The 12237-nt window shown below is 39.9% G+C and carries 11 protein-coding genes; all 11 read left to right on the top strand.

Annotated features, from left to right (window positions below; genetic code table 11):
- Position 1 precedes the first annotated feature (1 nt).
- The 11 genes from GHD25_RS16560 (at position 2) to nth (ending at position 12180) form a co-directional block, all read left to right on the top strand.
- The gene (locus tag GHD25_RS16560; RefSeq protein WP_164218911.1) at positions 2-1204 is read left to right on the top strand and encodes a CCA tRNA nucleotidyltransferase; all 1203 of its coding nucleotides are present in this window, start codon (positions 2-4) and stop codon (positions 1202-1204) included.
- Positions 1180-2193 carry a biotin--[acetyl-CoA-carboxylase] ligase gene (locus GHD25_RS16555; RefSeq protein WP_164218909.1) on the top strand — a complete coding sequence of 338 codons (1014 nt, stop codon included), beginning with the start codon at positions 1180-1182 and terminating at the stop codon, positions 2191-2193. The genes GHD25_RS16560 and GHD25_RS16555 overlap by 25 nt, the downstream gene beginning before the upstream one ends.
- Positions 2177-3004, top strand: coding sequence for a 3-methyl-2-oxobutanoate hydroxymethyltransferase (gene panB / locus GHD25_RS16550; protein WP_164218908.1), 828 nt, complete (start codon positions 2177-2179; stop codon positions 3002-3004). Before GHD25_RS16555 ends, panB begins: the two co-directional genes overlap by 17 nt.
- 13 nt (positions 3005-3017) lie before the next feature.
- Positions 3018-3899 carry a pantoate--beta-alanine ligase gene (panC, locus tag GHD25_RS16545; RefSeq protein ID WP_164218906.1) on the top strand — a complete coding sequence of 294 codons (882 nt, stop codon included), beginning with the start codon at positions 3018-3020 and terminating at the stop codon, positions 3897-3899.
- 5 nt (positions 3900-3904) lie between these two features.
- Positions 3905-4288: an aspartate 1-decarboxylase gene (panD, locus tag GHD25_RS16540; RefSeq protein ID WP_164218904.1), complete on the top strand. Its 384-nt coding sequence runs from the start codon at positions 3905-3907 to the stop codon at positions 4286-4288.
- Positions 4289-4423: 135 nt separating this feature from the next.
- Positions 4424-7228, top strand: coding sequence for an ATP-dependent DNA helicase DinG (gene dinG, locus GHD25_RS16535; RefSeq protein WP_164218902.1), 2805 nt, complete (start codon positions 4424-4426; stop codon positions 7226-7228).
- 340 nt (positions 7229-7568) lie between these two features.
- A complete protein-coding gene (locus GHD25_RS16530; RefSeq protein WP_164218900.1) occupies positions 7569-8093 on the top strand; it encodes a cell wall elongation regulator TseB-like domain-containing protein in 525 nt (174 codons plus the stop codon).
- A 15-nt stretch (positions 8094-8108) separates the two neighbouring features.
- A complete protein-coding gene (locus GHD25_RS16525) occupies positions 8109-9293 on the top strand; it encodes a pyridoxal phosphate-dependent aminotransferase (RefSeq protein WP_164218898.1) in 1185 nt (394 codons plus the stop codon).
- Between the two features lie 14 nt (positions 9294-9307).
- On the top strand, positions 9308-10600 hold the full coding sequence (gene asnS / locus GHD25_RS16520) for an asparagine--tRNA ligase (RefSeq protein WP_164218896.1): 1293 nt from the start codon (positions 9308-9310) through the stop codon (positions 10598-10600).
- 244 nt (positions 10601-10844) lie between these two features.
- A complete protein-coding gene (locus tag GHD25_RS16515; RefSeq protein WP_164218894.1) occupies positions 10845-11522 on the top strand; it encodes a DnaD domain-containing protein in 678 nt (225 codons plus the stop codon).
- Between the two features lie 4 nt (positions 11523-11526).
- Entirely contained in the window at positions 11527-12180 is a 654-nt protein-coding gene (gene nth, locus GHD25_RS16510) for an endonuclease III (protein ID WP_164218892.1), read from the top strand.
- Positions 12181-12237 lie beyond the last annotated feature (57 nt).

The raw sequence follows: 12237 nt of genomic DNA, 5'->3' as shown, positions 1-12237 counted from the left end.
CATGCTTCCACAACCTTTTAAGAAAGCAAAACCGATCATTCGAAAAATTGAGCAGCACGGCTGTAAAGCATATTTTGTCGGCGGCTGTGTGCGCGACTATTTACTGCAAAGGGAAATAGGAGATATTGATATTGCCACTTCAGCTTCACCTGAAGAAATTAAACAAATTTTCACTAAAGTCATCCCGGTTGGGATTGAACACGGGACAGTCATAGTCCGGCATGATCATCAATCCTATGAAGTGACAACTTTTCGGATCGATGGGAATTATTCCGACCAGCGCCATCCGGATTCCGTTACATTTATCGATCGGATTGATGAAGACCTCAGGCGGAGAGACTTTACAATTAATGCACTTGCCATGGATGGAAATGGATATATTCTGGATTTATTTGAGGGACAAAAAGACCTCCGCGATAAACTGATACGTACAGTAGGAAATGCAGCTGATCGCTTTCAGGAGGACCCGCTTCGAATTATACGCGCATTGCGCTTTACATCCCGTCTTGGCTTTACGATTCATCCGGAAACAATGGAGGCGATGATAAATGTAAAGTCATCCATCCAAAGCCTTGCAGTGGAGCGAATTCAAAGCGAGCTGGCAAAGTTTTTTTCAGGACCGCATATTAATCAGGGACTGGATTATTTGAAAAAGTCCGGTGTGTATACTGAATTGCCGATTATAAAAGACAACCTGCAACTGATTTATATGCTGCCTAAACCAATGATTCCTTTACACTCATTTGGAGAGTTAATAGCATTAATGTATTATTTGGATGACAGCATAACGATAACAGACTGGGTGAAGCAGTGGAAATGCTCCAATAAAACGAAAGAAGAAGCGCTTCAGCTCAATACAGCCATTAAAGACTATATCACGTTTGGACTACATCCCTGGCTTATTTATAAACTGAATGAGAAATATTTTGAAGGATTTATCCGATTGATCCAATGCATAAAGCTTAACGGGGATCTTTCATTACAGGGACTAAAAGACAAAGCAGAAACATTGCCGATTCAGTCAAAAAATGATCTTGCTTTTAATGGTTACGATTTGATCGATCTATTTCCGGAAGCCGAAAAAGGTCCATGGATGCAGGAAACGCTGCACAAAATTGAAAAAGCGGTTGTCACCGGTAAACTGGAGAATTATAATGAGACAATAAAGGAGTGGATAAAATGGAATCCACCCGAAATAAATTAATCGGCCTTCTGGCAAAAGAAAAAGATAATTATATTTCCGGACAATTACTGTCAGATGAATTAAACATTTCCAGAAGCGCCATATGGAAGCATATGAATGAGCTGAAAAAAGATGGGTACCAAATAGAGGCCCAATCAAATAAAGGCTACCGCATTACAGGTTTTCCGGAAAAGTTGAGTGAAAACACGCTAAAATGGGGGCTGAACACAGATTGGGCAGGCACCAAAATTATACATAAAGAAACAGTTGCCTCCACTCAGCTTATTGCCCATGAAGCGGCACGCAATAACGCCCCGCATGGCACAGTTGTCATAGCCGATGAACAAAAAGAAGGAAAAGGCCGAATGAATCGCCATTGGCACTCAACAAAGGATCAAGGGCTTTGGTTCAGTCTGATTTTGCGCCCGGAACTCCAGCCGCGGCGGGCCCCTCAACTGACACTGCTTACTGCTGCAGTATTGGCAGATGCTTTAGGGCGGCATACACAAACGGAACCAATGATAAAATGGCCGAATGACATATTGATCAATGAAAAAAAGTGTGCCGGTATATTAACGGAAATGCAGGCAGAACAGGATCGGATTCAATATATTGTGATCGGAATCGGTTTAAATGTGAACCAGGAAGAAACAGAATTAACAGCAGAGACGATTAAAAAGCAGGCGACTTCATTAAAAGTGGAAACAGGGAAAAATTGGTCGATGAAAGCGTTGTTTCAAAACATTATTACAACTTTTGAAAAAGCCTATGATTTTTATATTGAAAATGGTTTTTCCGATATAAAGAAAAAATGGGAAAGCTATGGATTTAAAGTTGACCAACGGATTCAAATTAAGACAATGAACAAAAACCGGGAAGCTATATTCAAGGGTATATCCGAGGATGGTGCACTGGTGGTGGAGGATGATAACGGGGATTTACAAACATTGTATTCTGCAGAAATTGAATGGTTTAACAATAAGGGGGATGAAAATGTTAACGAGAAATGATCTGAAGAAAATGAAAGAGGAAAAGGACAAAATTGCAATGGTTACAGCTTATGACTACCCGTCCGCAAAATCCGCCGAGGAATCAGGTGTGGACACCATTTTGGTCGGTGATTCATTAGGTATGACAGTACTCGGCTATTCATCAACGATACAGGTAACCGTTCAGGATATGATCCATCACGCAAAAGCGGTAAAACGGGGGGCGCCAAATACTTTCGTTGTAGTGGATATGCCTTTTATGTCCTATCACATTTCCATGGAGGAATCACTCAAGTCCGCCCGTAAAATTATACAGGAAACAGATGCACAGTCATTAAAAATTGAAGGGGCAGCTGAAGAAAATCTGGAATTAATGAAGCGTTTAACAGAGGCCGGAATTCCGGTTACGGCTCATCTTGGCCTGACCCCGCAATCCGTGAATGTACTGGGCGGCTTTAAAGTGCAGGGAAAAGATAAAAAAGCTGCACGGCAATTGCTTGATGATGCCAGGAAAGTGGAGGATTGCGGGGCAATCGCATTAGTACTGGAATGTGTTCCCAAGGAATTGGCAGAAATAATTACAAATGAGATTGGTATTCCTACTATAGGAATCGGTGCCGGGATACATTGTGACGGGCAGGTATTAGTATACCATGATATTCTGAAATATGGTGTTGACCGGCTGCCTAAATTTGTACAGCCTTATGGAGATTTCAATCAGCAAGGAATTGAAGCAATTAAATCATATGTATCAGATGTAAAAAAACAGGCATTTCCTACAGACAAACACTCGTTTATTATGAAAAACAAAGCAAACCTACCAACTACTTAAAGCAGGGATTCATATGGAGATTATACGTTCTGTCCAATCATTAAGAAAAAAAACAAAATTACTGATCAAACAACATAAACAAATCGGTTTTGTGCCTACAATGGGATTTCTTCATGAGGGACACCTTAGTTTAATGAAAGAAGCAAGAAAAGCAAATGATATTCTTATTGTCAGTATATTTGTCAATCCGCTGCAGTTCGGTGAAAATGAAGATTTTGAACAATATCCGCGGGACGAGGAGCAAGACGAAAAACTGGCAAAGGAAATAGGTGCAGATATATTATTTATACCTGCTGTAAAAGAAATGTACCCAAAAAAAATGCAAATTTCCATGCATGTTACAGATAGAACGGAAATGTTGTGCGGCAGGTCAAGGCCCGGTCATTTCGATGGTGTTATAACTGTACTTACAAAGCTTTTTAACATGATAAATCCGGATAGAGTTTACTTCGGAATGAAGGATGCGCAGCAGGTTGCCGTCGTGGATCTGCTTATTCAGAATTTAAATTTTCCTGTTCAATTAGTTGGTCTGCCGACAGTACGGGAGGAAAACGGACTAGCCAAAAGCTCCAGAAATGTTAATTTGAGCAGGGATGAAAAGGAAGAAGCAATCTGGATATATAAAGCTTTAAAAAAAGGACAGCAATTCGTTATTGACGGAGAAAAAAATCCTGCTATGATTAAAAAAGAGGTTATGGATACAATCAAACATAATACAAGTGGAGAAATTGATTATGTAGAACTGTTAAGCTATCCCGGCTTAAAACCTGTAATGGAAGTGAAGGGACAAGTTATATTGGCTGCAGCAGTCCATTTTGAAAAGGCAAGGCTGATCGATAATCTTTTATTTGACGAAAGCGGCCGAACAATTCATGTTTTTAAATCAGAGGAGTAACCACCATGTTTCGAACAATGATGAAAGCAAAGCTTCACAGGGCAACCGTAACAGAAGCTAACTTAAATTATGTAGGAAGTATTACAATAGATCGGGAGCTGCTGGAGAAAGTAGGCATCCTGCCGCATGAAAAAGTGCAGATTGTCAATAACAATAATGGTGCCCGGCTGGAAACCTATGTCATTCCCGGTGAAAAAGGTTCCGGGGTTATTTGTTTAAACGGAGCAGCTGCAAGGCTGGTTCAAAAAGGGGATACGGTCATCATTATATCTTATGCCATGGTTTCAGAAGAAGAATTGGATTCCTATAAACCAAAAGTTGCCATCATGAATGAAAAAAACCAGATCGAGAAACTCATTGAAGAAGAACCGCCATTAACGGAATTGTAGGAACGCACAAGCCTAAAACTCTTATCGGATTAATGGATAAGGGTTTTTTTATTAAGCGTGCGAATGACCGGAAGCTGGCAGCAAACAGCTTTATCCGGATAATCTAATAATGAAAAGTGTGAAAGAGGTGAGGGCATGGACAGGTACACAGTAATTGATCTGGAAACAACGGGACAGTCCCCGGCAAAAGGCGATAAAATCATTGAAGTGGGTATTAACGTCATCGAAAACAATGAAATAGTGGATGAATACGCTACATTTCTAAACCCGGGCATGCCGATTCCGGAATTTATTACAAATTTAACCGGAATAGATGATAAAGATGTTGCTTCAGCCCCATTCTTTTCGGAAAAAGCGGAGGAAATAACGGCTTTTTTTAAAGACAGCTATCTTGTAGCCCATAATGTACCATTTGATCTTGGTTTCCTAAACGGGGAACTAAAGAATATTGGGTTGGAAGGATTAAAAAAACCGGTGATTGATACGGTAGAGCTGTCAAGAATATTGTTTCCAAAAGCTCCAAGTTTTAAATTGAGTCAATTAACCGAATTTCTGGATATTCATCATGATGATCCGCATCGTGCTGCCTCCGATGCATATGTTACTGCAAAATTATTAATAAAGTTAAAAAACAAACTGACTACCATGCCATATGAAACGGTTGACCATCTAATAAAATTGGAAAAAAGTCTCAAGTCAGATCTGTATCCTCTATTACAGGAACAGCTGGACAAATCAGCATTTTCCGCTTCCAACCCGCCGGGAATAGAAACATATCGAGGATTGGCATTTAAACAAATAGAGGAAACCGAGAAAGAAGATTTACATATCGATACCTCTTTCGGGGATTATTTGGATCATATTTATGAAGAAAACGGCGCACTGGAGCAAACTTTACCGGGGTATGAAAAAAGGGAAGGGCAGCGTGAAATGTCCGAGATAATACATGATGCCTTCCAAATGCATCATCATGCACTGATAGAAGCCGAAACCGGTACAGGGAAGTCACTTGCATATTTATTGCCCTCCGTTTATGAGGCGTTAAGAACCAAAAAACGATTGGTTGTAAGTACATTTACAACACAGCTGCAATCCCAGCTGCTGGAAGAAGAAATTCCTTTAATAAGAGAACTGCTTGGTTTGCCTTTTTCCATTGCCTTATTAAAAGGAAAAAACCATTACATCAGCCTGGAAAAGTTTGAAAAGGAACTAGCGGAAACCGATCATGATAATTATGATATTGCACTGACGAAAGCAATGATTCTCGTCTGGTTAACGGAAACAGACACAGGAGATATTGATGAAATTCATTTGCCTGCAAGCGGTTATTTATTTTATCAGCGTGTTTCCACAGATAAAGAAGGGTATACAGATACTTACTCACCATGGTTTAAAAAATCCTACTACCAAAAAGCAAAAAAGTCGGCTCAAAAAGCAGACATAATCGTGACAAACCATGCTTTAATCTGTACAGATATGTTTAATGATTATGAGATACTGCCTGCCTATGAAAAAATAATCATTGATGAGGCACATCATTTTCAGGAAATTGCAGCAAGCCACTATGGCCTGAAAATTGATTACGCAAATATGCTGTATACATTAAACCAAATAGGCTTGCACGGAGAAGAGTCTAAATTATTTTCTAAAATTCTACAGCAGCTTCAAGGAGATACCGATCATCTTCCATTAAGTAAATGGGATGAAATCCTTCTTCATGCAAAAAATGAAATAGATGATGTATTCCGGCAAATATTTCAATATGTTATCGAACAAAGCAACAGGAATAAATCATTAAGTGATGTCGGAAGGACCCAATATCGATTTGAGAACGAAAAAGAAAAATCGGATCAGTGGGGACTCATTATAGATATGGTTACTAGACTGATCTTCTATTTGCGTGATTTAATCCATATTCTTTCCATGACGGAAGAATCCTTTGCCAAACAGGAAAATTTCGATAAAATGGATAGGGATGAACTGAAAGGACATATGGAAACCGTTCAGTTGTTTATTGACCGGCTGGAGCATTTATTTTTAACAGAGGACTCCAATGATCAGGTCAAGTGGATTGAAATTGAAGCATCCGGAGCGAAGAATGCAGTTTATCTCTATAGTGAACCCATTGATATGTCCAAATTCCTGTCCAATGACTTTTTCAATAAAAAGGATAGTGTTATCTTAACAAGTGCTACACTGACAATGAAAAAATCCTTTTCATTCATACAAAATGAGCTGGGGATTGATAAGGAACGGCTTGTAACCAGGAAAATTGATTCTCCTTTTTCCTATCAGAGTCAGGTGCAGCTGCTTATACCAAATGATTTTCCTGATATTAAATACGGAAAACAGGAGGATTTTATTTATGCGACAAGTGAAGCGATTCTGTCATTGGCCGAAGTAACCAGCGGAAGAATGCTTGTCTTGTTTACCTCGTACGACATGCTGCGGAAAACATATTATATTCTAAAAGAAAACCTGGAGTCCCACCCGTTTGTATTGCTGGCCCAGGGAATTTCAAGCAGCAGCCGATCAAGACTGAAGAAGAATTTTCAAACCTTTGAACAGGCAATACTATTGGGTACAAGTTCTTTTTGGGAAGGTGTGGATATACCGGGGGATGACTTATCTGCGTTAATGATTGTAAGGCTTCCTTTCCAGCCGCCGGATCATCCGAAATATGAAGCAAAATCTGCTTATCTAAAAGCCGCCGGCAGAAATGCCTTTATGGAACTCGCTTTACCGCATGCTGTCATTCGCTTTAAGCAGGGATTTGGACGTTTAATCCGCTCAAAGCGTGACCGCGGCATCGTATTTATCTGTGATACACGCATTATCAATGCCCGCTATGGCAAATATTTTATTGATTCCATACCGGATGTGCCTTTAACCAATACGTCAACCAAAGAACTGATGGAAAAGGCAAAAGACTGGTTTTAAAAAATGGAGGTTCTGAATTCAGAGTTCCTCTTTGTTTATGAGATTCTTCCGGGAAACAGCCGATATGTAAAAAGCTGCTGAATTCCGTGTGGAATTCAGCAGTAAAAGTGTGGTATAGGTTGGAAGAATTTTGTCGACTAAAACTAAATGCAGGTAGTAATTTATCCCTGTTCTGTTATACTGTAAATATAATTTAGCTCTTCTGATCGACGTAATTTTATTATCTGTATTAAGGCATGAACCTATAACTAACAAATTTTGATAATCGGACGGAAACATTTTTATTGCATATAAAAATATTGCATTTTCGGATAAAATTCACCATTGGGATGGATAACTTATGGACAACGAAACATCTACAGTTAAAAAGTTCTTTAAATGGGCCGGCTTCAGTTTAGTAATCCTGTTTATTTCAGCTGCTGTTTACAGCATCTTTCTTTATCAGGACATTATGGGAGACAAAACGGATAATTTTGCTGAAACCGAGTCACAGATACTGGATGCCACCTCACTTGTTTCCATTGATAAAATGGAACAATTCAATGGTGCCGATGCCTACCATGTTGTATTTGGAGAAAATGACGCCAATGAAAATAAAATCATTTTTTATCCTTTGGAAGGACAGGAAAAAAATTTAACGATATTGGATGAATCTGAAATTGTATCTGAGGAGACTATTTTAAGTCTATGGAGCGAATCATGCTCAGAATGCGATTTAATCAAAGCCGTTCCAGCGATCGTGGATGAAAATGTACTATGGGAATTAACATATGTAGATGAATCAGACCGGTATATTTTAGATTATGTGTCCATTTATGATGGATCACGTTATGAACAGTACCGATTTACGCAAATTTTTAATTAGAAAGGGGATTCCTCCATGGAATTAGCAAACAGGGTAAAGACTTTAACACCTTCTTCAACACTTGCCATTACGGCAAAAGCGAAAGAACTGAAAGCAATGGGGTACGATGTGATTGGACTTGGTGCCGGTGAGCCCGATTTCAATACACCTGAATACATTCTTCAGGCTGCCAAAAAAGCAATGGACGAGGGAATGACGAAATATACCCCTGCCGGCGGCATTCCGGCATTAAAAGAAGCTATTTGCCGCAAGTTTAAAACGGATAACCGGCTTGATTACACGACAGATGAAATTATTGTGACCACAGGGGCTAAACACGCTTTATATACTTTATTCCAAGTACTGCTAAATATTGATGATGAAGTAATTGTTCCTTCACCTTATTGGGTGAGCTACCCGGAACAGATAAAACTGGCCGGCGGCGTGCCTGTCTATGTGAAGGCCGGGGAAGAAAATGAATTTAAATTAACACCTGAAGAGCTGGAAGCTGCCATTACAGATAAAACGAAAGCAGTTATTATCAATTCTCCAAGCAATCCTACAGGAGTAATGTACAATCGAGATGAATTAGAAGAACTTGGAAAAGTATGTTTAAAGCATAATGTAATTATCGTTTCAGATGAGATCTATGAAAAATTAATTTACTCCAACGGGGAACATACCTCGATTGCACAGATATCCGGAGAATTAAAAGAGAAAACCGTTATCGTAAACGGTGTTTCCAAATCCCATTCCATGACAGGCTGGAGGATTGGCTATGCAGCCGGGCCGTGGAAGATTATAAAAGCAATGACAAATCTGGCTTCCCATTCCACATCCAATCCGACATCCATTGCCCAGTATGCCGCTTTGGCAGCATATGAGGAAAGGCAAGACAACCTGGCTGAAATGAAAAATACATTTGCAGAAAGATTGGAATTATTATATGGATTGCTCAATGATATCCCTAATGTATCCTGCATTAAACCAGAAGGTGCATTTTATCTTTTTCCCAATGTGAAAAAAGCCGCTGAAAGCAATGGATTCTCCACAGTGGATGAATGGGTAAGTGCACTTTTGGAAGAAGAAAAAGTGGCATTGGTTCCAGGTTCGGGATTCGGTTCACCGGAAAATGTCCGCTTATCTTATGCTACTTCTGCAGAGGATTTAAAAGAAGCAGCGAAGCGGATTAAACGGTTTGTAGTAAACAATCAGGTTTAAAGGAGGAAATTTTTGTGAAAACTACGATCTCTCAGGTGCCGCAATATAAAGAGCAAACGGTAACCATCGGTGCTTGGCTTAATAACAAGCGCTCAAGCGGTAAAATAGCTTTTCTGCAATTACGGGACGGAACCGGTTTTATGCAGGGAGTGGTAGCAAAGAACGATGTAAGTGAGGAAGTATTTCAGCTTGCCAAAAACATGACTCAGGAGTCCTCTATGTACATAACCGGAAAAATTGTAGAAGATAAAAGATCTTCATTCGGATATGAAATGCAGGTAAGCGGTATAGAACTTATTCATGAAGCAGTTGACTACCCGATCACACCAAAAGAGCATGGAACCGAATTTTTAATGGATCACCGCCACCTCTGGCTTCGTTCGAAAAGACAGCATGCCATTATGAAGATTCGGAATGAAATAATTCGGGCAACTTATCAATTTTTCAATGACAATGGCTACGTTAAAATCGATCCGCCAATTTTAACAGGCGCCTCTGCTGAAGGAACGACAGAGCTGTTTCATACCCAATATTTTGATGAGGAAGCTTATCTATCCCAAAGCGGACAACTCTACCTGGAAGCAGCTGCAATGGCTTTTGGGAAGGTGTTTTCCTTTGGCCCAACCTTTCGTGCGGAAAAATCAAAGACAAGAAGACATTTAATTGAATTCTGGATGATTGAGCCTGAAATGGCTTTTGTGGAACATGAGGAAAGCCTGGAAATACAGGAGCAATACGTGAGCTTTGTAGTTCAGAGTGTACTCGAAAATTGTAAGCTGGAATTAAACGTGTTGGAAAGAGATACATCAAAACTGGAAAAAATCAAAGCACCATTTCCGAGAATTTCCTATGATGATGCAATTGAGCTATTGAAGGAAAAAGGTTTTACGGATATAGAATGGGGAGAGGACTTTGGTGCACCTCATGAAACAGCCATTGCCGAAAACTTTGACATGCCGGTATTTATAACAAATTATCCGGCTGAAATCAAAGCATTTTACATGAAGCCTGTACCTGGCCGGCCTGAAGTTGTATTATGTGCAGACTTAATCGCACCAGAGGGCTACGGGGAAATTATCGGCGGTTCGGAGCGTATAGATGATTTGGCATTAATGGAAGAAAGGTACAGCCAGCATAATTTAGAGGGAGAAGCTTATAACTGGTACCTGGAGCTTAGAAAATATGGAAGTGTTCCGCATTCCGGATTTGGATTAGGTCTCGAAAGAACAGTAGCCTGGCTATCCGGTGCAGAACATGTAAGGGAAACAATCCCTTTCCCGCGCCTGTTAAATCGCTTATATCCATAATAAAAGCTAAAAAATGCTTTCAAATGCATGAAAGCTCCTAAAAAGGGCGGATTCTTATTAACCGGCAGCAGCTTTTGATCATTGATGAAATGCTGTCCATCATAAGGGTCCCGTCCTTTTGTTTATGAAGGCAGCAGGTGAAGAAGCCATAGTTGTTTAAACGGAATGCAAACGTCCCGTTTTTACAATTCAGTAATCATCCAATAAAATTATTTCATGCTATAATAGTCGGGGGGTGTAATGAATGTTGAATAAACTTCCGCTGCAGGAAATGCTATTAAACCAGATTCAAATTCCTACCAGACTTCTTACATCTTATACTTCCTTAGGATTAAATGAAAAAGATGTCATGGTCATTTTGCAAATTCAGCGTTTCTTGCTGGAAAATAATGACTTCCCCACACCATATGAGTTAGCCGAATCTTTAACAGTCGATGAAACGGAATGTGCAAACATACTCCGTAAATTGATTCAAAAAGATTTACTGGCTATTGAGCAGCGGGAAAACGAAGAGCATAAAATCAGTGAAGCTTACAGCCTGGCTCCGCTTCTGGTGAAATTATATACAGACAAGCCTTCAAAAGAAAAAACAGAAGGAACTATCTTTATTTTATTTGAACAGGAATTCGGGAGACCGCTGTCACCATTTGAAATCGAAACGATCAATGCCTGGCTGGATGAAGATCAACTCGCTCCTTCTTTAATCAAAGCAGGATTAAGGGAATCCGTGCTTATGGGAAAATTGAACTTTAAATATATTGACCGGATTTTAAGAGACTGGAAAAAGAAGGGGATTCAATCAGTGGAAGATGCACGCAATGAAAGTAAGAAGTTTCACTCAGCACAAAAGAATCCGCCACAGCAGTATGCGGAGAAAAGAGATACATCTTTTTATTATAACTGGCTGGAAGGAGAAGACTAGGATCATGCTAACGAAAGCCCAGATAAGATTTTGCCTGGATGAAATGGAAAAAATGTTTCCCGATGCCCAGTGTGAACTGAACCACAAAAACCCTTTTGAATTAGTCATTGCGGTGCTTCTCTCCGCACAGTGCACCGATGCATTAGTGAATAAAGTAACTGCAGATCTGTTTAAAAAATACCAGGTTCCCGAAGATTATTTGGCAGTTACTTTGGAAGAACTGCAGCAGGATATCAGGTCTATCGGCCTTTACAGAAATAAGGCAAAAAATATTCGAAAGCTCTGTCAGATGCTGATAGATGATTATGGGGGAGAAGTCCCGAGTTCCAAGGAAGAGTTAATGAAATTGGCTGGAGTAGGACGAAAGACAGCCAACGTTGTTGCATCTGTTGCGTTTAATGAACCTGCCATTGCCGTTGACACCCATGTTGAGCGTGTCTCCAAGCGGCTAGCTTTTTGCAGATGGAAGGATTCCGTACTTGAAGTAGAAGAAACATTGATGAAAAAAGTGCCAAAAGAAGAGTGGAGCGCGACTCATCATCGCATGATTTTTTTTGGCAGGTATCATTGCAAAGCAAGAAATCCAAATTGTCCGGAATGTCCCTTGCTTGAAGTTTGCAGGGAAGGCAGGAAACGGATGAAAAAAGTGCAGGAGTAAATATCTTTTCATACTGACTAAATAAACATAGAGGTAAACCCAAATTGGGGTTTACCT

Origin of the sequence: Virgibacillus aidingensis (genome assembly GCF_010994035.1) — a bacterium.
Classification (GTDB): Bacteria; Bacillota; Bacilli; order Bacillales; family Amphibacillaceae; genus Virgibacillus_N.
This window is presented reverse-complemented; position numbering and strand designations above follow the sequence as displayed.

Coding starts and splice junctions, on each gene's coding strand:
- GHD25_RS16560 (WP_164218911.1), top strand. CDS start 2: ATGCTTCCACAACCTTTTAAGAAAGCAAAACCGATCATTCGAAAAATT.
- GHD25_RS16555 (WP_164218909.1), top strand. CDS start 1,180: ATGGAATCCACCCGAAATAAATTAATCGGCCTTCTGGCAAAAGAAAAA.
- panB (WP_164218908.1), top strand. CDS start 2,177: ATGTTAACGAGAAATGATCTGAAGAAAATGAAAGAGGAAAAGGACAAA.
- panC (WP_164218906.1), top strand. CDS start 3,018: ATGGAGATTATACGTTCTGTCCAATCATTAAGAAAAAAAACAAAATTA.
- panD (WP_164218904.1), top strand. CDS start 3,905: ATGTTTCGAACAATGATGAAAGCAAAGCTTCACAGGGCAACCGTAACA.
- dinG (WP_164218902.1), top strand. CDS start 4,424: ATGGACAGGTACACAGTAATTGATCTGGAAACAACGGGACAGTCCCCG.
- GHD25_RS16530 (WP_164218900.1), top strand. CDS start 7,569: ATGGACAACGAAACATCTACAGTTAAAAAGTTCTTTAAATGGGCCGGC.
- GHD25_RS16525 (WP_164218898.1), top strand. CDS start 8,109: ATGGAATTAGCAAACAGGGTAAAGACTTTAACACCTTCTTCAACACTT.
- GHD25_RS16515 (WP_164218894.1), top strand. CDS start 10,845: ATGTTGAATAAACTTCCGCTGCAGGAAATGCTATTAAACCAGATTCAA.
- nth (WP_164218892.1), top strand. CDS start 11,527: ATGCTAACGAAAGCCCAGATAAGATTTTGCCTGGATGAAATGGAAAAA.